At 69.3% G+C, this 24,912-nt stretch carries 17 protein-coding genes and 3 pseudogenes; 16 read left to right on the top strand and 4 right to left on the bottom strand.

All coding sequences use genetic code 11. The features are described 5' to 3' along the window. Positions 1-153 precede the first annotated feature (153 nt). A pseudogene (purU, locus tag P1P75_RS22995) lies at positions 154-490 on the bottom strand (formyltetrahydrofolate deformylase); the annotation flags it as partial. Between the two features lie 185 nt (positions 491-675). On the opposite strand from purU (P1P75_RS22995), the gene P1P75_RS23000 reads away from it, so the two are divergent. From P1P75_RS23000 to folP, 10 genes are all read left to right on the top strand, one after another. Beyond that, positions 676-2,145: an aldehyde dehydrogenase family protein gene (locus tag P1P75_RS23000; RefSeq protein WP_319258315.1), complete on the top strand. Its 1,470-nt coding sequence runs from the start codon at positions 676-678 to the stop codon at positions 2,143-2,145. 20 nt (positions 2,146-2,165) lie between these two features. Next, complete coding sequence (locus tag P1P75_RS23005) at positions 2,166-3,251, top strand: glycine betaine/L-proline ABC transporter ATP-binding protein (protein ID WP_319258317.1); 1,086 nt, start codon at positions 2,166-2,168, stop codon at positions 3,249-3,251. Next, positions 3,251-5,251 carry an ABC transporter permease subunit gene (locus tag P1P75_RS23010; RefSeq protein WP_319258320.1) on the top strand — a complete coding sequence of 667 codons (2,001 nt, stop codon included), beginning with the start codon at positions 3,251-3,253 and terminating at the stop codon, positions 5,249-5,251. The genes P1P75_RS23005 and P1P75_RS23010 overlap by 1 nt, the downstream gene beginning before the upstream one ends. A gap of 13 nt (positions 5,252-5,264) precedes the next feature. Beyond that, positions 5,265-6,248, top strand: coding sequence for an ABC transporter substrate-binding protein (locus P1P75_RS23015; protein ID WP_319258323.1), 984 nt, complete (start codon positions 5,265-5,267; stop codon positions 6,246-6,248). A 234-nt stretch (positions 6,249-6,482) separates the two neighbouring features. Beyond that, positions 6,483-8,921, top strand: coding sequence for an FAD-dependent oxidoreductase (locus P1P75_RS23020; RefSeq protein WP_319258325.1), 2,439 nt, complete (start codon positions 6,483-6,485; stop codon positions 8,919-8,921). Between the two features lie 36 nt (positions 8,922-8,957). Next, complete coding sequence (locus P1P75_RS23025) at positions 8,958-9,818, top strand: bifunctional methylenetetrahydrofolate dehydrogenase/methenyltetrahydrofolate cyclohydrolase (RefSeq protein WP_319258327.1); 861 nt, start codon at positions 8,958-8,960, stop codon at positions 9,816-9,818. A gap of 70 nt (positions 9,819-9,888) precedes the next feature. Then, the gene (locus P1P75_RS23030) at positions 9,889-11,121 is read left to right on the top strand and encodes a sarcosine oxidase subunit beta family protein (RefSeq protein ID WP_319258330.1); all 1,233 of its coding nucleotides are present in this window, start codon (positions 9,889-9,891) and stop codon (positions 11,119-11,121) included. An 11-nt stretch (positions 11,122-11,132) separates the two neighbouring features. Next, positions 11,133-14,363: a sarcosine oxidase subunit alpha family protein gene (locus P1P75_RS23035; protein ID WP_319258333.1), complete on the top strand. Its 3,231-nt coding sequence runs from the start codon at positions 11,133-11,135 to the stop codon at positions 14,361-14,363. After that, positions 14,356-14,958: a sarcosine oxidase subunit gamma family protein gene (locus tag P1P75_RS23040; RefSeq protein ID WP_319258335.1), complete on the top strand. Its 603-nt coding sequence runs from the start codon at positions 14,356-14,358 to the stop codon at positions 14,956-14,958. The genes P1P75_RS23035 and P1P75_RS23040 overlap by 8 nt, the downstream gene beginning before the upstream one ends. A 222-nt stretch (positions 14,959-15,180) precedes the next feature. After that, on the top strand, positions 15,181-16,005 hold the full coding sequence (gene folP / locus P1P75_RS23045) for a dihydropteroate synthase (protein WP_319258338.1): 825 nt from the start codon (positions 15,181-15,183) through the stop codon (positions 16,003-16,005). Between the two features lie 47 nt (positions 16,006-16,052). Here folP and P1P75_RS23050 read toward each other — a convergent pair whose 3' ends face one another. After that, entirely contained in the window at positions 16,053-16,850 is a 798-nt protein-coding gene (locus tag P1P75_RS23050; protein ID WP_319258341.1) for an IclR family transcriptional regulator, read from the bottom strand. 122 nt (positions 16,851-16,972) lie between these two features. Beyond that, positions 16,973-17,845: a formyltetrahydrofolate deformylase gene (purU, locus tag P1P75_RS23055; RefSeq protein ID WP_319258343.1), complete on the bottom strand. Its 873-nt coding sequence runs from the start codon at positions 17,843-17,845 to the stop codon at positions 16,973-16,975. Positions 17,846-18,418: 573 nt separating this feature from the next. Here purU (P1P75_RS23055) and P1P75_RS23060 point away from each other — a divergent pair. From P1P75_RS23060 to P1P75_RS23075, 4 genes and pseudogenes are all read left to right on the top strand, one after another. Next, on the top strand, positions 18,419-19,504 hold the full coding sequence (locus P1P75_RS23060; RefSeq protein ID WP_319258345.1) for an S-(hydroxymethyl)mycothiol dehydrogenase: 1,086 nt from the start codon (positions 18,419-18,421) through the stop codon (positions 19,502-19,504). After that, positions 19,501-19,632 (top strand): annotated as a pseudogene (locus P1P75_RS23065) (MBL fold metallo-hydrolase); the annotation flags it as partial. The gene P1P75_RS23060 and the pseudogene P1P75_RS23065, both read left to right, overlap by 4 nt. A 441-nt stretch (positions 19,633-20,073) precedes the next feature. Then, positions 20,074-20,307, top strand: a pseudogene (locus tag P1P75_RS23070) (FAD-dependent oxidoreductase); the annotation flags it as partial. Beyond that, complete coding sequence (locus tag P1P75_RS23075) at positions 20,304-21,434, top strand: aromatic ring-hydroxylating dioxygenase subunit alpha (RefSeq protein WP_319258348.1); 1,131 nt, start codon at positions 20,304-20,306, stop codon at positions 21,432-21,434. The pseudogene P1P75_RS23070 and the gene P1P75_RS23075, both read left to right, overlap by 4 nt. Before the next feature lies 1 nt (position 21,435). Here P1P75_RS23075 and P1P75_RS23080 read toward each other — a convergent pair whose 3' ends face one another. Continuing rightward, a complete protein-coding gene (locus P1P75_RS23080; protein ID WP_319258355.1) occupies positions 21,436-22,182 on the bottom strand; it encodes an IclR family transcriptional regulator in 747 nt (248 codons plus the stop codon). A 201-nt stretch (positions 22,183-22,383) separates the two neighbouring features. Here P1P75_RS23080 and betA point away from each other — a divergent pair, with 201 nt between their 5' ends. Together betA and P1P75_RS23090 are read left to right on the top strand one after the other, a co-directional pair. Continuing rightward, positions 22,384-24,054, top strand: a complete 1,671-nt coding sequence (gene betA, locus P1P75_RS23085; protein WP_319258350.1) for a choline dehydrogenase — start codon at positions 22,384-22,386, stop codon at positions 24,052-24,054. 3 nt (positions 24,055-24,057) lie between these two features. Next, positions 24,058-24,894 (top strand): 5,10-methylenetetrahydrofolate reductase, encoded by an 837-nt coding sequence (locus tag P1P75_RS23090; protein ID WP_319258352.1) that lies wholly within the window; start codon positions 24,058-24,060, stop codon positions 24,892-24,894. Positions 24,895-24,912 lie beyond the last annotated feature (18 nt).

Consider the following 24,912-nt stretch of genomic DNA (forward strand, 5'->3'; position numbering starts at 1 on the left):
GGCCTGCACCTGTTCACGTTCAACCAGATCGCCGAGACGGAGCGGTGGCGCCGCGGGTTGCTGGACCAGTTGGGTGGCTGAAGCCGTTTACGGCCGCGGCGGGACCGGAATCCGGTCCCGCCGCTCTGTGGCCGCGGTTCAGCGGAAGACGCTCGACACCGTGATCAGCATCCGGTTCGGAGTGGCCGCCTCGCCCAGGGTCCGGGAGATGCCGTAGGCCGGGGCCACCGGACCGAGTTCGGTAACGCAATTGTTCCAGATGGGCGTTGGGATCGGAAACGTCGAAGTGGACCGCATGAGGAAACGGCCCTGAAGTCGATCGTCGAACTACCGGCTTTCCATGATGTTGTCGGAGTTCCTGACGAGAACGCCGCTCACAGCGTGGACCATTCCGGCGCTGTCGGGACAGGGGAGGGTGAGGACGCACTCACGGCCCAGGTTGCGGTCGGGGGGACTCCAGCGGCCTCCGTTGGCGCGTAATGCACAACATGGTGAGCAATATGCAACATGGTCGACTTGGAGCCGCCCGCGGTCAAGGGTGGGCGGGTAAAGGCGCGCATGGCGAAATCGTCATCCGCCAACCTCTTGACGTCGGTCTGCCCATTCGACACTCTGTTCCACCAGAAGCAATTGAGTGCACGATGCGCAACGAATTTTCATTGAAAGGCTCGTCGCGTGGCAGACCTGTATGTGGATGGCGAATGGCGGGATCCAGTGGCCGGCGGTCACCGGGACATCCGATGCCCCGCTGACGGCACGCTCGCGGCGACCGTCTCGGAAGGCACACGCGCCGACACCGAGGCGGCGATCGCCGCCGCACGCCGGGCCTTCGACGCGGGGCACTGGCCGAGCACCCCCGAGCGGGAGCGTGCCGCGCTGCTGCTGCGCACCGCCGACATCATCGAGCGCGATGCCAAGGAATTCGCCCGCGCGGAGTCCCTGGACACCGGCAAGCGGCTGGTGGAGAGCGAGTACGACATCGCCGATGTCGTGTCCTGCTTCCGCTATTACGGCGGCATCGGGGGTACCGAGGCCGGCCGGGTGATCGACACCGGCCGCGACGACGCCGTGAGCCGGGTCGGGTACGAGCCGGTCGGGGTGTGCGGGCTGATCACGCCCTGGAACTACCCGCTGCTGCAAGCCAGTTGGAAGGTCGCCCCGGCGCTGCTCGCCGGTAACACGATCGTCCTCAAGCCCAGCGAGCTCACTCCCTCCACCTCGATCCTGCTGATGAAGGCGCTGGAGGAGGCGGGGCTTCCGGCAGGGGCCGCCAACCTTGTCCTGGGCGCCGGGCCCGAGGTGGGAGCGCCGCTGTCCGAGGACCCGGCCGTGGACATGGTCTCCTTCACCGGAGGCCTTGAGACGGGCAAGCGGATCATGGCCACCGCCGCCACGAGCGTGAAGAAGGTGGCGCTGGAGCTCGGCGGCAAGAATCCCAACGTCGTCTTCGCCGACGCCGACTTCGAGACGGCCGTGGACTTCGCCCTCACGGCCGTCTTCCTGCACTCGGGGCAGGTCTGCTCGGCCGGCGCCCGCCTCATCGTCGAGGACTCCCTGCACGACCGCTTCGTCGACGAGGTCGTCCGCCGCGCCCGGCAGATCCGCCTCGGCGGCCCCTTCGACCCCGAGGCCGAGACCGGAGCGCTGATCTCCGCACAGCACGTGGAGAAGGTGGAGGCATACGTCGCGGCCGGTGTCGCCGAAGGTGCCGTACTGCGCTGCGGCGGCGTACGACCCGCCGACCCCGGGCTGGGAGACGGCCACTACTACCCGCCCACCGTGCTCGACGAGTGCCGGCAGGACATGCGCGTGGTGCACGAGGAATCGTTCGGGCCCGTGCTCACCGTGGAGCGCTTCACGGACGAGGACGACGCCGTACGCATTGCCAACGACACCGAGTACGGACTCGCCGGAGCCGTCTGGACCCAGGACGCCGGCAAGGCTCAGCGGGTCGCCCGGCGGCTGCGCCACGGCACGGTGTGGATCAACGACTACCACCCCTACGTGCCGCAAGCGGAATGGGGTGGCTTCGGGCACTCCGGCGTGGGCCGGGAGCTGGGACCGACCGGCCTGAACGAGTACCGAGAGCCCAAGCACATCTGGCAGAACATCCAACCTCGGCCGCAGCACTGGTTCCGCGGCTGAATGCCGAAAGAAGGTCGAACGTGACCACACAGACCGAGGTGTCGCAGCGGCGCGGCACGCCCCGGGACTCGGGCTCCACCCCGGTCATATCCGTGCGCAGGCTGTGGAAGGTGTTCGGGCCGAAGGCCGACCAGGTGCCGGAGTCCGAGGAGTTGTGCGGGCTCACCCGCCGTGAGCTCATGGACCGCACCGGATGCACCGCCGCCGTACGCGACGTCCACTTCGACGTCTCGCCCGGCGAGGTCTTCGTCGTCATGGGCCTGTCCGGCTCCGGCAAGTCCACGCTGGTGCGATGTCTGACCCGGCTGATCGAACCCACCGCCGGTGAGATCGTCTTCGAGGGCGAGGACATCCGCGAGGCGGACCCGGCCCGCCTGCGCGACCTGCGACGCCGCAAGTTCTCCATGGTCTTCCAGCACTTCGGTCTGCTGCCCCACCGCCGCGTCGTCGACAACGTGGCGTTCGGGCTGGAGATCCGGGGCATGAGCAGGACCCAGCGGACCAAGCGGGCCCAGGAGGTCGTCGAACTCGTCGGCCTCGCGGGCTACGAGAACTCCTATCCCGACCAGTTGTCCGGCGGCATGCAGCAGCGCGTCGGCCTGGCCCGTGCGCTGGCCGGCGATCCGGACGTGCTCTTCTTCGACGAGCCGTTCTCGGCGCTCGACCCGCTGATCCGCCGCGACATGCAGAACGAGGTCATCCGGCTGCACCACGAGGTCGGCAAGACCATGGTGTTCATCACCCACGACCTCTCCGAGGCACTCAAACTGGGCGACCGCATCCTGATCATGCGCGACGGCAAGATGGTCCAGTGCGGCACCGGCGACGAACTCGTGGGCGCCCCGGCGGACGACTACGTCCGCGACTTCGTCAAGGACGTGCCGCGCGGTGATGTGCTCACCCTGCGCTGGATCATGCGTCCGGTCGAGGACGGCGACGCCCTGGACGGCCCGGAGCTGGGCCCGGACGTCGTGGTGAAGGAGGCCACCCGGGCGGTGCTCGCGGCCGACAGGCCGGTCAAGGTCGTCGAGAACGGCAAGCTGCTCGGCATCGTCGGCGACGAGGAGATCCTCGCGGTGGTCGCCGGGCAGGAAGGCGGCGCGTGATGACGGTCGCCGTCGAGGAACCCGAAAAGACACAGGCAGTCCAGCCGCTCGCTCCTGTCAAAGAGACACGCAGGGTCAGCCGGCCGATGGTGGTCGGCGCGATCCTGGTCGGCTGGTTGGTGCTCTTCGTCGTACTGCGCGGAAAGCAGACCCTGTCCCTCGCGGCCGCCGACCTCACCGATCTGCACCGGTGGATCAACGACGTCAACGACTCGATCGGCGCGAACCGCAATTCCAACCCATTGTTCCTGTACTTCTTCAACGAGATCCGCCTGGTCATCGACTCCCTGGTGACCTTCGTCCAGGAGCTGATCTCACAGCCGTCCGCCGGCCGGCCCGTGCCGCAGATCGGCTGGCTGGGTGTCGTCGGCATCGCGGGCTATGTCTCCTGGGCCGTGGGTAACTGGCGGGTCGCGCTGCTGGCGGTGGCCGGCTTCACCTTCCTGGGCCTGCAGGGTCTGTGGCAGGAGAGCATGGACACCCTGTCGCTCACTGTCTCCGCCGTCTTCGTCGCGCTGCTGTTCGCGATCCCGCTGGGCGTGTGGGCGGGGCTGTCCCACCGGTTCAACCGGATCGCGACGCCCTTCCTGGACTTCATGCAGACGATGCCGACCTTCGTCTATCTGGCCCCGCTGACCCTGTTCTTCCTCATCGGCGGAGCCTCCGCCACGATCGCCACGGTGATCTACGCGGCCCCGCCGGCGATCCGCATCACCGCGCACGCCATCCGTTCCATACCGCAGACGACGGTGGAGGCGGCCGAATCGATGGGGGCGACGCGACGGCAGGCCCTGCAGAAGGTCCTGCTGCCGATGTCCAAGCGGACCGTGGTGATGGGCGTCAACCAGACCATCATGGCCGCCCTGGCCATGGTGACCATCGCGGCCCTGATCGACGCGCCCGGCCTCGGCAAGACCGTCGTGCAGGCGCTCCAGTCGCTCGACGTGGGCACGGCCTTCAACGCGGGCCTGTCCATCGTCGTCCTGGCGATCGTCCTCGACCGTGTCACGACCGCGGCCAGCGCACGCGCGGAGGAGGCCCGGCGCTCGAAGAACCGCTTCCTCGCATGGCGGCGGCCGCTGCTGGGCGTGGGCGCGGTGGTCACCGGCGTCCTGATCTACATGTCGCACGCCTACCTGTGGGCGGCGGAGTTCCCCGGCGAGGGCGGTGTCGGAAGCTCCATCGCGAGCGCGGCCGACACCGCGACGACCTGGGTGCAGGACGACCTCTCCGGCCTCACCAACGCCGTCCGCGACGTCCTCACCTACGGTCTGCTCAACCCGTTTCAGACGCTGCTCACCGACTCCCCTTGGTGGCTCGTCGGCGCGGCCCTGGTCGCGGTCGGCGTCGTCCTCGGAGGCCGGCGCGTCGGCATCACCACGGCGGTCTGCGTGGGCCTGCTGGTCGCCACCGGAGTGTGGTCGGACAGCATGACGACGATGGCCTCGACCGTCGTCGCCACCATGCTGGTGATGCTGCTCGGCATCGTCTTCGGCGTGTGGATGGGGCGCAGCCCGCTCGTGGACCGGCTACTGCGGCCCAGCCTGGACGCGGCACAGGTCATGCCGCCCTTCGTCTATCTTGTGCCGTTCCTCGCGCTGTTCGGCGCGACCCGCTTCACGGCGATCGTCGCCGCTGTCGTCTACGCGGCCCCCGTCACCATGAAGATCATCGCGGACGGGGTGCGGAACGTGCCCGCGACGACCGTGGAGGCGGCCACCTCCGCCGGGTGCAACACCTGGCAGATCATCAGCAAGGTCCAGCTGCCGATGGCACGCGGCGCCCTGACTCTCGCGACCAACCAGGGCCTGATCTACGTGCTGTCGATGGTGGTGGTGGGCGGCCTGGTGGGCGCGGGCGCCCTCGGCTACGACGTCGTGGCCGGCTTCTCGCAGGGGCAACTGTTCGGGAAGGGGCTCGCCGCGGGGCTCGCCATCGTCCTTCTCGGAGTCATGTTCGACCGGATCACTCAGGCAGCAGCGCGGCGTAACAGCGCTTAAGGAGCAACTGATCATGGCAAGGCACGCAACACAGTGGAGAGTCGGCGCGGCCGGCATAGCGGGCGTAGCTGTTCTCGGACTGACCCTCACCGCCTGCGGCGGTGCGAAGGTCGGCGACTCGTCCGAGGCCGACGGCTCGGGCGACTCCGGCAAATGCGGCACCTTCAACCTTGCCGTCAACCCGTGGGTGGGCTACGAGGCCAACGCGGCCGTCATCGCGTACGTCGCGGAGCACGACCTCGGCTGCAAGGTCAACCAGAAGGACCTGAAGGAAGAGATCGCCTGGCAGGGCTTCGGGACGGGCGAGGTGGACGCCGTCGTGGAGAACTGGGGTCACGACGACCTGAAGAAGAAGTACATCACCGACCAGAAGACCGCTGCCGACGCCGGCCCGACCGGCAACGAAGGTCTGATCGGCTGGTACGTGCCGCCGTGGCTGGCCAAGGCGCACCCGGACATCCTCGACTGGAACAACCTCAACAAGTACGCGGCCGAGTTCAAGACGTCCGAGTCCGGCGGCAAGGGCCAGCTCCTCGACGGGGACCCGTCGTTCGTCACCAATGACGAGTCGCTGGTGAAGAACCTGAAGCTGGACTACAAGGTCGTGTACGCGGGCAGCGAGACCGCCCTCATCCAGACCTTCCGCAAGGCGGAGAAGGACAAGGAATGGGTGATCGGCTACTTCTACGAGCCGCAGTGGTTCATGTCCGAGGTGCCACTGGAGAAGGTCAAGCTGCCCGAGTACAAGGAGGGCTGCGACGCCGACCCCGAGAAGATCGACTGCGACTACCCCGTCTACAAGCTGGACAAGATCGTCAGCGCGAAGTTCGCCAAGTCGGGCAGCCCCGCCTATGACCTGGTGAAGAACTTCAGCTGGACCAACGACGACCAGAACGTCGTGGCGAAGTACATCGCGGTGGACAAGATGGCTCCGGAGGCCGCGGCCAAGAAGTGGGTCGAGGCCAACCGCGACAAGGTGGAGGCCTGGATCAAGTAGCGCCGGACAGGGGCGGTACGCCGGTCGAATGATGCCCGGCGGGCGGTGCGCGTGGGGTGCGCACCGCCCGCCGGGCATCGTCGTGTTCCGGCCCGTGTTCCGGCCCGCTTTCCGAGGTCTCCGCACTCTTGACACCCACCTGCGCGGAAGGCACATTGAGTTGCGCTAATTGAATCGAGTTGCGTAAACAGCAACTCGGTCGGCTCGACTGGTCAACAAACCGGAGGTGCGGCGATGGCGGGACCGCGTGTGGTCATCATCGGAGCGGGAGTCGTCGGCGCGGCTCTCGCGGACGAGATCTCGGAGCGGGGCTGGACCGACGTGACCGTGGTCGACCAGGGTCCGCTCCCGGCCACCGGGGGCTCGAGCTCGCACGCCCCTGGCCTGGTCTTCCAGACGAACTCCTCGAAGACCATGACGGAGATGGCCCGCTACACCGTCGAGAAGTTCTGCTCTCTCGACGTCGACGGCAAGCCCTGCTTCCTGCAGGTCGGCGGGCTGGAGGTGGCGACCACGCCGGAGCGCCTCGCGGAACTGCACCGCCGGCACGGCTGGATCACCGCCTGGGGCATCGAGTCGCGGATCCTGACCGCCGACGAGTGCGTCGAGAGGCACCCGCTGGTCGCCCGCGACAAGGTCCTCGGCGGCCTCCTCGTCCCGACCGACGGCCTCGCCAAGGCGGTCCTCGCCGTCGAGGCGCAGATCCGCCGGGCCACCGAGCGCGGCGTCCGCTTCCTCGCCCGCCACGAGGTCCTCGACGTCCTCAAGTGTGACGGCGAGGTGACCGGCGTCCTGACCGACCAGGGCGAGATCCCCGCCGACATCGTCGTGTGCTGCGCCGGCATCTGGGGACCGAAGATCGCCCGCATGGCCGGCATGAACCTGCCTCTGACCCCGCTCGCCCACCAGCTCGCCTGGACCGGCCCCGTACCGGCCCTCGCCGGCCAGACCGAGGAGGCGGTCCGCCCGATCCTGCGCCACCAGGACGCCGACCTCTACTACCGCGACCGCTTCGACGGTATCGGCATCGGCTACTACGGCCACCGCCCGATGCCCATCACCGCCGACAAGATCCTCTCCGTGGACGAGGCCGACGAGATGCCCTCGGTCCTGAAGTTCACCGAGGACGACTTCGCGCCCGCCTGGACCGAGACCCAGTCCCTGCTCCCCGCGACCGGCGAGGCGAAGATCGAGGAGGGCATCAACGGCCTTTTCTCCTTCACCACCGACAACTTCCCGCTGCTCGGCGAGTTTCCGGACGTCAAGGGCTTCTGGGTCGCCGAGGCCGTGTGGGTCACCCACTCCGCGGGCGTCGGCCGGGCGATGGCCGAATGGCTGGTCGACGGCCACTGCTCGTCCTTCGACCTGCACGAGTGCGACGTCAACCGCTTCGAGCCGCACCAACTGGCCCCGGAGTACGTCCTGGCCCGCGACTGCCAGAACTTCGTCGAGGTCTACGACATCCTCCACCCCCTCCAGCCGTCCGGCGACCCGCGCCCCATCCGCACCAGCCCCTTCCACCCTCGCCAGCAGGAGCACGGTGCCTTCTTCCTGGAGGCGAACGGCTGGGAGCGCCCGCAGTGGTACGAAGCCAACGCGAAGCTGGTCGAGGGCCGTTCCATCCCCACCCCCAACGACTGGGCCGCCCAGTTCTGGTCGCCCGTCGTCGGCGCCGAGGCCCAGGCCACCCGCGAGACCGTCGCGATGTACGACATGACGGCCCTCAAGCGGCTGGAGGTGAGCGGGCCCGGCTCCGCCGAGTTCCTTGAGCGCCTGTGCACCGGCAAGGTCGCCAAGTCCGTCGGCTCAGTCACCTACACGCTGCTCCTCGACCACGACGGCGGCATCCGCAGCGACGTCACCGTCGCCCGCCTGGCCCGTGACCTCTTCCAGGTCGGCGCCAACGGCAACCTGGACCTGGACTGGTTCAGCCGCCACCTCCCGGCGGACGGCACGGTCCAGGTCCGCGACATCACGCCTGGCACCTGCTGCATCGGCCTGTGGGGCCCGCTGGCCCGCGAGGTCCTCCAACCGCTGACGGACGAGGACTTCACCAACGACGGCCTGAAGTACTTCCGCGCCAAGCGCGCCTACATCGGCAGCGTCCCGGTGACCGCGATGCGCTTGTCCTACGTCGGTGAACTCGGCTGGGAGCTCTACACCACCGCCGACCAGGGCTTGAAGCTCTGGGACACCCTGTGGCAGGCGGCCGAGCCCCTCGGCGGTGTCATCGCGGGCCGCGGCGCCTTCAACAGCCTCCGCCTGGAGAAGGGCTACCGCTCTTTCGGCACCGACATGACCTACGAGCACGACCCCTACGAGGCCGGCGTCGGCTTCGCCGTCAAGCTCGACAAGGGCGACTTCATCGGCAAGGCCGCGCTGGAGCGCCGTAAGGAAGACGTGAGGCGCAAGCTGGCCTGCCTCACCATCGACGACCCGCAGTCGGTCGTCCTGGGCAAGGAGCCGGTGTACGACGGCGACCACGCGGTCGGCTACGTCACCAGCGCCGCCTACGGCTACACCATCGGCAAGGGCATCGCCTACGCCTGGCTCCCGGCCGAGTCGGCCGCCCCGGGCACGCCCGTGCAGATCGGCTACTTCGACCAGCGCGTCGAGGCGCTCGTCGCCGAGGAGCCTCTGTTCGACCCCACCATGTCCCGCCTCCGTGGCTGACATCCCGCGTCGCATCCGAGGGAAGGAACACCGCCGGTGAATGCACAGCTGCTCGACGGCAAGGCGACCGCCGCCGACATCCGCCGCGAACTCGCGGAGCGCGTGGCCAAGTTGACGGCCACGAACGGCCGCCCGCCGGGCCTGGGCACGGTCCTGGTCGGCGACGACCCCGGCAGCCGTGCCTACGTCGCCGGTAAGCACCGTGACTGCGCCCAGGTCGGCGTCGCCTCCATCCGCCGGGACCTGCCGGCCGACGCCTCGCAGCAGCAGGTCGAGGAGACGATCGACGAGCTCAACGCCGACCCGGCCTGCACCGGCTACATCGTCCAGCTCCCGCTCCCGCGCCACCTGGACGCGGGCGCCGTACTGGAACGCATGGACCCGGCCAAGGACGCCGACGGCCTACACCCCGTCAACCTCGGCCGGCTCACCCTGGGCGTCGAGGCCCCACTGCCGTGCACCCCGCGTGGCATCGTCGAACTGCTCCGCCGTCATGACGTGCCCCTCGCCGGAGCACGGGTCTGCGTGATCGGCCGCGGCGTCACGGTCGGACGCCCCATCGGCCTCCTCCTCACCCGTCGCTCCGAGAACGCCACCGTCACCCTCTGCCACACCGGTACCAAAGGCCTCGCCTGGCACGTACGCGAGGCCGACATCGTCATCGCCGCCGCCGGCTCGCCCGCACTGATCACCAAGGACATGCTGCGCCCCGGGGCCGCGATCCTGGACGTCGGCATCACCCGCACCGACCAGGGCCTGGTCGGAGACATCGACCCGGACGCCGCCCAGGTCGCCGGCTGGATCGCGCCCATGCCCGGCGGTGTGGGCCCCATGACCCGAGCGATGTTGCTCGCCAACGTCGTCGAGGCCGCCGAGAGGAACGCCACCGCCGTATGAACGCGCACGTCCCCACGTACCCGCAGCATCCACATCTTGCAGAAGCCCTTTCAGAAGACGGAGACGTCCGATGAGCTCCCGTACCCCCGGCGCCGACCTCCCCGACCACCCCGACTTCCTGTGGCGTAATCCCGAGCCCAAGAAGTCGTACGACGTGGTGATCGTCGGGGGCGGCGGACACGGCCTGGCCACCGCGCACTACCTTGCCAAGAACCACGGCATCACCAATGTCGCGGTACTGGAGAAGGGCTGGCTCGCGGGCGGCAACATGGCCCGCAATACCACGATCATCCGCTCCAACTACCTGTGGGACGAGAGCGCCGGCATCTACGAGCACGCGCTCAAACTCTGGGAGGGACTGGCGGAGGAACTCGACTACCCCATCCTCTTCTCCCAGCGCGGCGTGCTGAACCTCGCGCACAGCCTCCAGGACATCCGCGACAGCGTGCGCCGCGTGGAGGCGAACCGCCTCAACGGCGTGGACGCGGAGTGGCTCGACGCGGACAGCGTCAAGGAAGTCTGCCCGATCGTCAACATTTCGCAGGACGTGCGCTACCCGGTCCTGGGCGCCACGTACCAGCCGCGCGCGGGCATCGCCAAGCACGACTACGTGGCCTGGGGCCTGGCCCGCTCGGCAGACGCGGCGGGCATCGACATCATCCAGAACTGCGAGGTCACCGGCCTCGACGTGGTCGGCAACCGCGTCGTCGGAGTCCAGACCAACCTCGGCCCCATCGCGGCCGGAAAGGTCGCGCTCTGCTCGGCGGGCCACACCTCGGTCCTCGCGGCGATGGCCGGCATCGAACTCCCCATCCAGAGCCACCCGTTGCAGGCCCTGGTCTCCGAGCTCCTGGAGCCGGTACACCCCACGGTCGTCATGTCCAACGCCGTCCACGTGTACGTCAGCCAGGCGCACAAGGGCGAGCTTGTGATGGGCGCGGGCATCGACGCGTACAACTCGTACACCCAGCGCGGTGCCTTCCACATCATCGAAGAGCAGATGGCGGCGGCCCTGGAGCTGTTCCCGGTCTTCGCCCGCGCCCACGTGCTGCGCACCTGGGGCGGCATCGTCGACACCAGCCCCGACGCCTCACCGATCATCGGGCTCAGCCCCGTCGACAACCTCTATCTCAACTGCGGCTGGGGAACGGGCGGTTTCAAGGCCACCCCGGGCGTCGGCTGGGTCTACGCCCACACCATTGCCCACGACACCCCGCACGCCCTCAACGCCCCCTTCTCGCTCGACCGTTTCACCACCGGCGCGCTCGTCGACGAGCACGGCGCTGCCGCGGTGGCCCACTAGGGAGCCCATCCATGCTGCTCATCCCCTGCCCGTGGTGCGGGCCCCGCGACGAGGCCGAGTTCCACTACGGCGGCCAGGCGCACGTGCCGTACCCGGAGGACCCGGCGTCCCTCACCGACGAGGAGTGGGCGCGCTACCTCTTCTTCCGCGACAACCCCAAGGGCCCCTTCGCCGAACGCTGGACCCACGCGGTGGGCTGCCGCCGCTGGTTCAACGCGGTGCGGGACACATCGACGAACGAGGTTCTGGCGGTATACCGGTCGGGCGAGGAACGCCCGGCGACTGTTGAGCCGAGGCAGGCTGTCTCAGCCCGTCCGGGGGTCCCCCCTCTGGGGGAGTTCGAGGACGAGGCCCCTTCAGGGCCGACGGGGGTCCAGGAGGCTGAGCCCCTTCAGGACGGGACGGGTGGGAGCGGCGGGGGCGAACCTCATCTCCGCCACGCCACCCGCGGCCGTATCGACCGTGAGACCCCCCTCACCTTCACCTTCGACGGCACCGAATATCAGGGCTACCGAGGCGACACCCTCGCCTCCGCCCTCCTCGCGGCCGGCGTCATCCATGCCTCCACCAGCATCAAGCTCGGCCGCCCCCGAGGCATCTTCTCCGCCGGGGTCGAAGAGCCCAACGCGGTCATCCAGATCGAGGAGCCCTTCCCGGAGCCGATGCTCCCCGCCACGACTGTCGAGCTCTACGACGGGCTCGTCGCGAGCAGCCTTCCCGGTCAGGGCCGCCTCGCCACCGAACCGGACCCGGCCCGCTACGACGCTGTACACGCCCACTGCGACCTGCTGGTCGTGGGCGCGGGCCCGGCAGGCCTCGCGGCCGCGGCAGCGGCAGCGAGGAGCGGCGCCCGCGTCATCCTCGCCGACGACCAGCCGGAACTCGGCGGCAGCCTCCTGGGCACGGCCGAGCACCTCGACTGGGTGCGGGAGGTGACGGAGCAGCTCGACGCCGCCCCTGAGGTCCGCGTCCTGACCCGCACCACCGTCTTCGGCTACTACGACGACAACCACCTCCTCGCCGTCGAACGCCGCACCAATCACCTCGGCGCCGACGCCCCCGAGAACGTCTCCCGCGAACGCGTCTGGCGCATCCGTGCCCGCCGCGTCGTCCTCGCGACCGGCGCGCACGAGCGCTCGCTGGCCTTCCCGGACAACGACCGACCCGGCGTGATGCTGGCCGCCTCGGCCCGTACGTACGTCAACCGCCACGGGGTTCTGCCGGGCCGCCACGCGGTGGTCTTCACCACCAACGACAGCGCGTACACGGCGGCGCTGGACCTGGCTTCGGCGGGTCTTGCCATCGCGGCGATCGTCGACACCCGACCCGACCCGGGGGAGTGGGCCGAGCGCGCCAGGGCGGCCGGTATCAAGGTGCTGGCCGGGCACGCCGTCACCGGCACGGAAGGCGACACACGCCTCAACGCCGTGACCGTCGCCCCCTACGGAGAGTCCGCGGGTCAGCGGCAGTTCGCCGCAGACCTGCTGCTGGTCTCTGGCGGCTGGAACCCGGTGGCGCACCTGTTCAGCCAGTCCGGCGGCAAGCTCCGTCACGACGAGACGCTGGGCTCCTTCGTCCCCGAAACCTGCCGCCAGGCGGTCGAGGTCGTGGGCAGCGCGAGCGGCGTCCTCGACCCGGCCACTGTCCTGGCACAGGGCGCGACCGCCGGTGCCCGCGCCGTCGAGGCCGAGGGCTACACGCCCGCGACGCCCCGTCTCCCGGAGGTGCCCGCGCAGCCGCGGCCCACGCCGCCGATGCATGTGTACGTCGTCCCGGGTGACGCGGAAGGCCCCCGTTTCGTCGACCTCCAGCGTGACGTCACCGTCGACGACCTGTCCCGCGCGACCGGCGCCGGCCTGCGCTCGGTCGAGCACACCAAGCGCTACACCACGGCCGGCACCGCCAACGACCAGGGCAAGACCTCCGGCGTCCTGGCCAGTGGCATCGTCGCCGAACTCCTCGGCGTGGACATCTCGGCACTCGGCACGACCACGTTCCGTCCGCCGTACACCCCGGTCTCCTTCGCCGCCCTCGCGGGCCGCGACCGAGGCACGCTGAGCGACCCGGTCCGCACGACCGCCATCCACGAGTGGCATGCTGCGCACGGCGCCCTGTTCGAGAACGTCGGCCAGTGGAAGCGCCCCTGGTACTACCCGCAGGACGGCGAGGACATGGAAGCCGCCGTACTGCGCGAGTGCGCCGCCACCCGCGAGAGCGTCGGCTTCATGGACGCCTCCACCCTGGGCAAGATCGACGTACAGGGCCCGGACGCCGGCGTCTTCCTCGACCGGCTCTACACCAACATGATGAGCACCCTGAAGGTCGGCATGATCCGCTACGGCGTCATGTGCCGCCCGGACGGCATGGTCTTCGACGACGGCACGGTCATCCGCGTCGCCCCGGAGCGCTTTCTGGTCACCACGACGACGGGCAACGCAGCCGCCGTACTCGACTGGATGGAGGAGTGGCTCCAGACCGAGTGGCCCGAGCTGAAGGTCCACTGCACGTCCGTGACCGAGCAGTGGGCCACGGTCGCCCTGGTCGGTCCCAAGTCCCGCGAGGTACTCGGCTCGCTCGCACCCCGGCTGGCCGTCGCCAACGACGACTTCCCGTTCATGGCCTGGCGGGAGACGGCCGTCGCCGGCATCGAGGCCCGGGTCTGCCGGATCAGCTTCTCCGGCGAACTCGCTTACGAGATCAACGTGTCACCGTGGCAGGCCCTCGCCCTCTGGCAGGCCCTGTGCGAGGCCGGTGCCCCGTACGGCATCACCCCGTACGGCACGGAGACGATGCACGTCCTGCGGGCCGAGAAGGGCTACCCGATCATCGGCCAGGACACCGACGGCACCGTCACCCCCCAGGACCTCGGCATGAGCTGGGTGGTGTCGAAGAAGAAGCCCGACTTCATCGGCAAGCGCTCCTACGCCCGTGCCGACACCGTCCGCCCCGACCGCAAGCACCTCGTCGGCCTCCTCCCCGAGGACCCGGGTACCTTCCTCCCGGAGGGCACCCACCTCGTCGCCGACGGTGTGCTGCCGGCCCCGCCCGTCCCCATGCTCGGCCATGTCACGTCCAGTTACCGCAGCGCCGCCCTCGGCCGGACGTTCGCGCTCGCCCTGATCAAGGGCGGCCGGGACCGCATCGGTGAGCGGCTCTACGCCCCCGTCGGCGACCAACTGGTCCCGGTGACCGTAGCCAGCCCCATCCTCTACGACCCCGAGGGAGCCCGCCGCGATGGCTGAGACCGCCCTTACCGCCCCGCTCCGCAGCCCGCTGTCACAGGTCGCGGACCGCCTGGCCGCCGCGACCCACTCGTCCGGGGGTGCGATCAGGCTGGCTGAACTCCCCTTCCTGGCCCAGCTCAACGTGCGCCTGGACGCCAAGGGAGCGGCGGCGGCAGCCGTCGGACTCGCAATGGACCTGCAACTGCCGCTCCAGCCGAACACCGTCGTCCGCGCGGGGAAGTTGACCGTACTGTGGCTAGGCCCGGACGAGTGGCTGCTGGTGGGGCCGCCGGGCAGCGAGGGCGATCTGGAGAGCCGGATCCGGGAGGCGGCGCGGGACGAGCCCGTCTCGGTCACCGACGTCTCCGCGCAGCGCACCACGCTCCTCGTCACGGGCCCTCGCGCCCGTGACCTGTTGGCCCACGGCTGTCCGCTGGATCTGCATCCGCGGGTCTACGGCGCCGGCCGCTGTGCCCAGACGACCCTGGGCCGCACCCAGGTCGTCCTGGTCGCCCGGGACGAACCCAGGGCCGGATTCTGGGTCCTGGTGCGCTCGACGTTCGCCGGCTATCTGGCGGACTGGCTCCTCGATGCGGCGACCGAGTACCTCTGAGAAAACCCGACGGGCCCGTACCCCGTCGCCCTCTGGGAGCTCCGCCCAGGAGCTCCCACAGGGCTTTGTAGAGCATGTTTCGTCATACGCATCGAAAGTCGGACGCCTGTGACCGCCACCGCCCAGGCCACCACGCCACCCCACCGGGGAACACCGGTACGGCCTCCGGGAACCCCTGTACTCCACCCGCCGGGCCTGCCCCGACCCGGCCGGACGCTGGTCATGGGCGTCGTGAACGTGACGCCGGACTCGTTCTCCGACGGCGGGCTGTCGTTCGCCGCGGACGCGGCGGTCGCGTACGGGCTCGGGCTGCTCGAACAGGGCGCGGACATCGTGGACGTCGGTGGCGAGTCGACCCGCCCCGGCGCGGCACGCCCGTCGGTCGAGGAGGAGTTGCGACGGGTTCTGCCCGTCGTCCGGGGACTCGCCGCGGCGGGCGCGATCGTGAGCGTCGACACCATGCGGGCGGAGGTCGCCGCACGTGCGCTGGACACGGGTGCGCGGCTGGTCAACGACGTCTCAGGAGGGCTCGCCGATCCCGCGATGCTGCCGCTGATGGCCCGGACAGGCATGCCGTACGTGCTGATGCACTGGCGTGGACACTCCGCCGGCATGCAGGCGAACGCCGTCTACGACGACGTCGTCACCGATGTGCTCGATGAGCTGCGCCTGCGGATCGACGCCGCGTTGGAGGCGGGGATGGCGCCCGGCTGCCTGATCGTCGATCCCGGGCTGGGCTTCGCCAAGACGCCCGACCACAACTGGGAGCTCCTGGGGCGCCTCGGGGACGTCATGGCCCTGGGCCACCCCGTGCTCGTGGGCGCGTCACGAAAATCGTTCCTCGGTAGCCTGCTGGCGGACCGGACGACGGGACAACCCCGTCCCGCGGGGCAGCGCGATGCCGCGACCACCGCCGTGTCCGTGCTCGCGGCCGCACAGGGCGTCTGGTGTCTGCGCGTGCACGATGTTGCGTCGACGGCCGACGCGGTGCGCGTGACGGCCCGCTGGGGCGTCGAGGCGGCGGCGGCACCGTCGCCGTTGGGCTGAGCGCCGCAGGGGCGGAACGCCGTCGGGCCGAGCGCCCGTGCGGAGCCTCAGCCCAGATAGCCCATACGGCGGCTGATCTCGTCCGCGCCGCTGATCAGCGCGGGTGCGAACTCGTGGATGCGTTCCTCGGTGAAGCGGTATGTAGGGCCGGAGGCGCTGAGGGCGGCGACCACCTCGCCGTCGCGGGAGCGGATCGGGGCCGCCATGGCGTGCAGTCCGATCTCGAGTTCCTCCAGCGCCGCCGCGTATCCGCGCTCGCGCGCCTCGGCAAGGTCCTTCTCCAGCTTGGCCCGCGCGGTCAGGGTGCGCGGCGTCAGCTTCTGCGTCCCCGACGCCTCGAGCACGCCCGCGCGCGCCTTCTCCGGCAGATGGGCCAGCAGGATCTTGCCGCTCGACGTGGCGTGCACCGGGGTGAGCTGGCCGACCCAGTTGTGGGTGCCGACCGCGCCCGGGCCGCGTACCTGATACAGGTTGACGGCGTAGTGCTCCTGGAGGACTGCGATGTTGACCGTCTCGCCGATCTCCTCGCTGAGCCGCTCGCACACCGTGCGGCCTTGCTGGGTGATGTCGAGGCGGCCCGTGACCGCGCCGGCCAGGCGTACGATCCCGAAGCCCAGCCGGTACTTGCCCCGCTCGGCCGTCTGCTCGACCAGGCCGCGGGCTTCCAGGGCCCCGAGCAGCCGGAACGCGGTGGACTTGTGCACGTTGATCTCGCCGGCCACCTCGCTGACGCCCGCCTCGCCGCGCTGGGCGAGGATCTCCAGGACGCTGACAGCGCGGTCGACGGACTGCACTCCGTTCCCCGCGTGACCCGCTGTTTCGCTATCTGCGGCGTAGTTGCTCATGGCGCAACTATACGCATGGGTTCTCCACGGGTTCCACGGGTCTTCGTGCATCCCGCAGGGGCCGTGGAAGACGGCGGGAACGGCCGGATCCGGCCGCCCGCATGGTCGCACGGCCCGCCTCGTCAGCGGAAGACCACTGTGCAGTTCCCGTTCACCAGCACCCGGCTCTCGCTGTGCCATTCCAGGGCGCGGGCGAGCACCTGCGCCTCGACGTCACGGCCGAGGGTGACCAGTTCGTCGGGGTCGCGCGAGTGGTCCACGCGGACGACGTCCTGCTCGATGATCGGGCCTTCGTCGAGGTCGGGCGTGACGTAGTGGGCCGTGGCCCCGACGAGCTTCACGCCGCGCTGGTGCGCCTGGACGTACGGCCGGGCCCCCTTGAAGCTCGGCAGGAACGAGTGGTGGATGTTGATGGCCTTGCCTTCGAGCTGCTTGCACAGGTCGTCGGAGAGGATCTGCATATAACGGGCCAGCGTCACCAGGTCGACGTCCAGCTCGCGCACCAGCTCCAGCAGTCGCGCCTCGGCCTGGGCCTTGGTGTCCTTGGTCACCGGGATGTGGTGGAAGGGGATGCCGTAGCTCTGCGCCAGCGGCTCGAAGTCGCGGTGGTTGGAGACGATTGCCGGGATCTCGATGTTGAGCGCGCCCGTGGACTTGCGGAAGAGAAGGTCGTTCAGGCAGTGGCCGAACTTCGACACCATGATCAGCGTGCGCGTCGGGGTCGTCGCGTCGTGCAGTTGCCAGGTGATGCCGTACGCCTGGCCGACCGGGCTGAAGCCGGTGCGCAGGTTCTCCACGGAGACGCCGGGATCGGAGACGTCGAAGTGCACCCGCATGAAGAAGCGGTCCTGTAGCCGGTCGTTGAACTGCTGGCTCTCCAGGATGTTGCCGGAGTGGCTGATGAGAAAGGTGGTCACGGCGTGGACGAGACCGGCCTGGTCGGGACAGGAAAGGGTGAGGACGAACTCGCGGCCGGGCTGCGGTCGAGGAGACATTGCCTTCCTCCATCGTCAGGTGATGCGAATTGCGCAACACGGTGAGCTATACGCAACATAATCGAATGAGGGTGACCGAGTGGTCAAGGGGTCGTCCGGCGGAAGTGGCCCAGGTGCACCGAGATCTCGGGCTCCGCGCCCGCCGACGGCGGGCGAGGATCGGCGCGACAGTCTGCGCGAAAGCGGTCTCGGCCCTCCTGGCCAGGTGGATCACCCAACCGGGTGGCATGCGACCGGCCGGCCGCATGTCTGTGGGCTTCCGGCGTTGCGTCCGTGGCTGTCCGGTGTCCGTTTTCCGCCGGGATGGCAATTTCGCTCGGCCAACCCCTTGACAGTGACTGTCGGCAAGGAGACAGTTTGTTCGGTCGTTGCCTATGGCGAATAGGATTGCGCAATACGCAACTCGATCAAGTAGTTGCTCGGCCCCGCGGGTCTCGCCCGGGCCGGGTGAAGTTCTCTCCCGCCCCTGTCGATCGCTCCGGGGAGCGATCGATGTCCTCCCCGCCATCCAGAACATCAGGCCGAAGATCCCGAAGATCGCGTTCGGCCATCCCCTCGACGAGGAGATCGACCGTGACACACGAGGTACGCGCCGTCGTCGCCAGCCGGAAGGGCACACCGGTCTCGGTGGAGACCATCCTGGTGCCGAACCCCGGCCCCGGCGAGGCGCTGGTACGGGTGCAGGCCTGCGGTGTCTGCCACACCGACCTGCACTACCGGGAGGGCGGGATCAACGACGAGTACCCCTTCCTGCTCGGCCACGAGGCGGCCGGTGTCGTCGAGTCGGTCGGCGCGGGCGTCACCGACGTCGTGCCCGGCGACTTCGTCGTCCTCAACTGGCGTGCGGTCTGCGGCTCTTGTCGCGCCTGCAGCAAGGGCAAGCCCTGGTACTGCTTCGCCACCCACAACGCCACCCAGCCGATGACCCTCGCCGACGGCACCCCGCTGTCCCCGGCCCTCGGCATCGGCGCCTTCGCCGAGAAGACCCTCGTCGCCGCCGGCCAGTGCACCAAGGTCGACCCGGCCGCCTCGCCCGCCGCGGCCGGCCTGCTCGGCTGCGGGGTGATGGCCGGGTTCGGCGCCGCGGTCAACACCGGCGGCGTGCGCCGCGGCGACTCGATCGCGGTGATCGGCTGCGGCGGCGTGGGCATGGCAGCGATCGCGGGCGCCAAGGTGGCCGGTGCGAGCCGGATCATCGCCGTGGACATCGACGAGCGGAAGCTGAATTGGGCCGAGCAGTTCGGCGCCACCGACACCGTCGACTCCTCCCGGACCGACGCCGTCGAGGCGATCCGCGAACTCACCGGCGGCTTCGGCGCCGATGTCGTCGTGGACACGGTCGGGCGCCCCGAGACCTTCAAACAGGCCTTCTACGCCCGCGACCTGGCCGGCACCGCCGTCCTGGTCGGCGTCCCCACCCCGGAGCTGACCCTCGACCTGCCCCTGTTGGACGTCTTCGGCCGTGGCGGGGCACTGAAGTCCTCCTGGTACGGCGACTGCCTGCCCGCCCGGGACTTCCCCACCCTGATCGACCTCTACCTCCAGGGCCGCTTCGACCTGGGCGACTTCGTCACCGAGACGATCGCCCTGGACGACGTGGAGGCCGCGTTCGCCAAGATGAACCACGGCGACGTCCTGCGCTCGGTGGTGCTCCTGTGACCGCGCGGATCGAACGCCTCGTCACCTCCGGCACCTTCGCGCCGGACGGCGGCAGCTGGGAGGTCGACAACAACGTCTGCCTGATCGGCAACCACGACGCGGTCCTGGTGATCGACGCCGCGCACGACGTCGCGCGATGCGGCTGAGTTCCGGGGGTGAGCTGGGCTGGGAGATCTGCACCACCGCCGATCTCGGCGCCAAGCTGTGGGACACCCCCGCCCCGGAACTCAGGTGGAGATCGAGTACTTCGGCGCCAAGGGCGCGGCCGTCACCGCCGGCGAGCCCCTCTTCGACTCCGAGATGTCGTGCATCCGCCGCTGAACGGGACCCGTGATGGCAGCACCACACCTTCATCGGCAAGACTCCCAGGAGACGGACACATGGCCACTTCGTGCGACGTGATCGTCGTCGGCCTGGGCGGGATGGGCGGCGCGGCCGCCTGTCACCTCGCCGCCCGCGGTCAGCGAGTGCTCGGCATAGAGGGCTTCGGCCCCGCACGACCTCGGCTCCAGCCGTGGCGTGCCGCCCGGCTCCCGTATCCACCGGAAGGCGTACTTCGAGGACCCGGGGCCGCGGCCTGTAGGTACGTCAGCACGCCGGACGAGCACTTCGTCCTCGCCCGGCATCCCGAGCACCCGCAGGTGATCGTGGCCTGCGGCTTCTCCGGCCACGGGTTCACGTTCGTCCCCGTCATCGGCGAGATCCTCGCCGACCTGGCAACCGTCGGCACGACCGACCACCCCATCGCTCTGTTCGACCCTCGCCGCGTGCGCGTCCGACATTCTCCGAAGGTGACGAGATGACCATTACGAACCTGCCGCCCAGCCTGATCCCCACGCTGTCCGGCGAGTACTACACGGACCTCGAGGTCTTCGCGCAGGAGCAGGAGCGGGTCTTCGAGGCCATGTGGTTCTGCGTGGCCCGCGCCGCGGAGCTGGACAAGCCCGGCGCCTTCCGCACCTACCAGGTGGGCCGTGAGAGCGTGCTGATCTCCCGCTCGCGGGACGGCTCGATCAAGGCGTTCCTCAACATCTGCCGACACCGTGGCGCCAAGTTGTGCACCGAGGAGTCCGGTGAGGTGAAGCGGGCCTTCCAGTGCCCGTACCACGCCTGGACCTACGGCCTGGACGGCAAGCTGGTCGCCGCGCCCAACCTGACGTCGATGCCTGATATCGACCGGACCGAGTACGGCCTGATCAACGTCCATGCGCGGGAGTGGCTCGGCTATGTGTGGGTGTGCCTCGCCGACGAGCCGCCGTCCTTCGAGGCGGACGTGCAGGGCGCGATCGTCGAGCGGCTCGGCGACGTCGAGTCGATCGAGCGCTACGGCATCCACGACCTGAAGCTGGGCCGCCGTATCACCTATGACGTGAAGGCCAACTGGAAGCTCATCATCGAGAACTTCATGGAGTGCTACCACTGCGCCACGATTCACCCCGAACTCACCGAAGTGCTGCCGGAGTTCGCGGACGGTTACGCCGCCCAGTACTACGTGGGTCATGGTGCCGAGTTCGGCGAGGACGTCCAGGGCTTCACGGTGGACGGCTCCGAGGGGCTGGACCGCATCCCGGGCGTGGCTGACGATCAGGACCGCCGCTACTACGCGATCACCGTCCGGCCGCAGGTCTTCATCAACCTCGTCCCCGACCACGTGATCTTCCACCGGATGTACCCGATGGCGCCCGACCGCACGGTCGTCGAGTGCGATTGGCTGTACCTGCCCGCCGTCGTCGAGAGCGGCAAGGACGTGGACCGTTCGGTGGAGCTGTTCCACCGGGTCAACCGGCAGGACTTCGATGCCTGCGAGCGCACCCAGCCGGCGATGAGCTCGAAGGCGTACGCCAAGGGCGGCGTGCTGGTGCCCAGCGAGCACCACATCGGCGCCTTCCACGACTGGGTGAATGAGCGCCTGGGCGCCCCTCAGGGGTGACTCAGCCCAGATAGCCCATCCGGTGACTGATCTCCTCGGCCCCCTCGATGAGCACCGGGGACAGCTCGTGCATGCGCTCCTCGGTCAACCGGTACCCGGGCCCGGAGGCGCTGAGCGCCGCGATGACGTCGCCGTCCCGGTTGCGCACCGGGGCAGCCATCGCGTGCAGACCGACCTCCAGCTCCTCAAGGGTGAACGAGTAGCCCCGATCCCGTGTCTCGGCGAGGTTCTTCTCGAGCTTCGTCTTCGCGGTGATGGTGCGCGGGGTGACCTTCTTCAAGCCGGCAGAGGCCAGCAGCGCGGTGCGCTCCTTGACGGGCATGTGTGCCAGCAGGATCTTGCCACTGGAGGTGGCGTGCAGGGGGGTGAGTTGACCCACCCAGTTGTGCGCGGTGATCGCCCCGGGGCCGCGCACCTGGTAGAGGTTGATCGCGTAGTGCTCCTGCATGACGGCGATGTTCACGGTCTCGCCGAGTTGCTCGGCGAGGCGCTCGCACACCGGGCGGCCCTGCTGCGTGATGTCGATACGGCCGGTGACCGCGCCGGCCAGTCGGACGATGCCGAAGCCGAGGCGGTACTTGCCGCGCTCGCCGGCCTGCTCCACCAGACCCCGCGCCTCCAGAGCGCCGAGCAGCCGGAACGCCGTGGACTTGTGCACCTCGATCTCGCCCGCCACCTCGCTGACGCCCGCCTCGCCACGCTGAGCGAGGATCTCCATGACGCTGATGGCGCGGTCGACCGACTGCACACCGCCGGTTTGCGCGTTTGACGTTTCTGTGTCCGGGCTGTAGTTGCTCACAGTGAAACTATACGCGTAGTAAACAACGTAGCTGCAAGTAACCGTGGCGAAACAAGGGCCTCGAAGTTGCGTTGTTCGCAACCTGGTGCGTATCGTGCGACAGGGTCTAGCATGCCTCGCATATCTACGGCGCGAGCGAGACGAGGCACCATGGCTCCCTTGCAGTACGACTTCGTCATCGTCGGTGGCGGTTCGGCCGGCAGTGCACTGGCGAACAGACTCTCCGCGGACCCGGCGAACCGGGTGCTGGTACTGGAGGCGGGCCGGTCGGATTATCCGTGGGATGTCTTCATTCATATGCCCGCGGCGCTGACTTACCCGATCGGCAGCCGGTTCTACGACTGGAAGTACGAGTCCGAGCCCGAGCCCCACATGGGCGGACGGCGCGTCTATCACGCGCGCGGCAAGGTACTGGGCGGCTCCAGCAGCATCAACGGCATGATCTTCCAGCGCGGCAACCCCATGGACTACGAGCGCTGGGCGGCCGACCCGGGCATGGAGGCCTGGGACTACGCGCACTGTCTGCCGTACTTCCGGCGGATGGAGAACTGCCTCGCGGCCGATCCGGACGACGAGTTCCGCGGCCACGACGGTCCCCTCGTCCTCGAACGCGGCCCGGCGGCCAATCCGTTGTTCGGCGCCTTCCTCAAGGCCACTCAGGAGGCGGGGTACGCGCCCACCGACGACGTCAACGGCTATCGGCAGGAAGGTTTCGCTAGATTTGACCGCAACGTCCATCGTGGACGTCGGCTGTCGGCCTCGAAGGCGTACCTCAAGCCGGCGATGAAACGGCCCAACCTCACCGTCCGGACCCGCGCCCTCGTCACCCGCGTCCTCTTCGAGGACAAGCGCGCCATCGGCGTCGAGTACCAGCGCGGCCGGGGTGCCCTCCAGCAGGTCCGCGCCAAGGAGGTCATCCTCTGCGGCGGAGCCATCAATTCCCCGCAACTGCTCCAGCTCTCCGGCGTCGGCAACGCGGAGGAGCTGCGCGTCCTCGGCATCGACGTCGTCCACGACCTCCCCGGTGTCGGCGAGAACATGCAGGACCACCTGGAGGTGTACATCCAGTACGCCTGCAACCAACCCGTCTCCATGCAGCCGTACCTGGCGAAGTGGCGGGCCCCCTTCATCGGCCTGCAGTGGCTGTTCAGGAAGGGCCCGGCCGCGACCAACCACTTCGAGGCCGGCGGCTTCGCGCGCAGCAACGAGGACGTGGACTACCCCAACCTGATGTTCCACTTCCTGCCCATCGCGGTCCGCTACGACGGCTCCGTGCCCGCCGGCGGCCACGGCTACCAGGTGCACGTGGGCCCCATGTATTCCAATGCCATCGGCTCCGTGAAGATCAGGAGCGGGGACCCGCGCGAGCACCCGGCACTGCGCTTCAACTACCTCTCCACCGAACAGGACCGCCGCGAGTGGATCGAGGCGATCAGGGTCGCCCGCAAGCTCCTGAACCAGCCTGCGCTCGCTGCCTACAACGGCGGGGAGATCTCGCCCGGACCGTCGGTGGAGACCGACGAGGAGATTCTCGCGTGGGTGGCCAAGGACGGCGAGACCGCCCTGCACCCGTCCTGCACCTGCAAGATGGGCACCGACGCGATGTCCGTCGTCGACCCCACCAGCATGCGGGTGCACGGCGTGGAGGGCCTGCGCGTGGTCGACGCGTCGGTGATGCCGTACGTCACCAACGGCAACATCTACGCCCCGGTGATGATGGTCGCCGAGAAGGCCGCCGACCTGATCCTCGGCAAGGAGGCGCTCGCACCGTCGAAGGCCGCGTACTACCGCCATCGTGACGCCCAGAAGCTGACGGAGTAGGTGTTGAGTGCGACAGGGCTGAGGGCGCTGCTGGAAAGCGTCCGCTACGAGGTGCTGCCCGCGAAGGCGACCGAGGACAAGGTCCTCGCCCATGTCCCGCGCGATGTCGTCGTCACCGTGACGGCGTCGCCGGTCAAGGGCCTGGAACCGACCCTCGACCTCGCCTCCAGGCTCGCCGCGCACGGCTACCGGGTCGTCCCGCACGTGCCGGCCCGGCTGCTGCGGGACGAGGTGCACCTCAAGGAGGTCACGGGCCGGCTCCTGGCGGCAGGCGTGGACGACGTGTTCATCCCGGCCGGCGACTCCGACCCGCCCACCGGGGCCTATGACGGGGCGCTTCCGGTGCTGCGCGGACTGAGCGAGCTGGGCGGCCCTTTCGCCCGGGTCGGGGTCACCGGCTACCCCGAGAGCCATCCGCTCATCCACGACGACGTCACCATCCAGGCGATGTGGGACAAGCGCGAGCACGCCACGTACATCGTGAGTAACCTGTGCTTCGACCCGCGGGTGCTGGGGGAGTGGCTCGCTCGTATACGGCGCCGGGACGTCACCCTACCGGTCCATGTGGGCGTCGCGGGGCCCGTGCAGCGGGCGAAGCTGCTGGCGATGGCCACGAAGATCGGGGTGGGGGAGTCGACGCGCTTCCTCACGAAGCACGCCTCGTGGTTCGTGAGATTCGCGGCCCCCGGGGGGTATGCCCCCGAGCGACTGCTGTCCCGTGCCGAGGGGGCCCTCACGGCACCCTCGGCGGGGGTGGCCGGCCTGCACCTGTTCACGTTCAACCAGATCGCCGAGACGGAGCGGTGGCGCCGCGGGTTGCTGGACCAGTTGGGTGGCTGAAGCCGTTTACGGCCGCGG

This window comes from Streptomyces sp. ID05-39B (assembly GCF_033794725.1).
GTDB lineage: Bacteria > Actinomycetota > Actinomycetes > Streptomycetales > Streptomycetaceae > Streptomyces > Streptomyces bobili.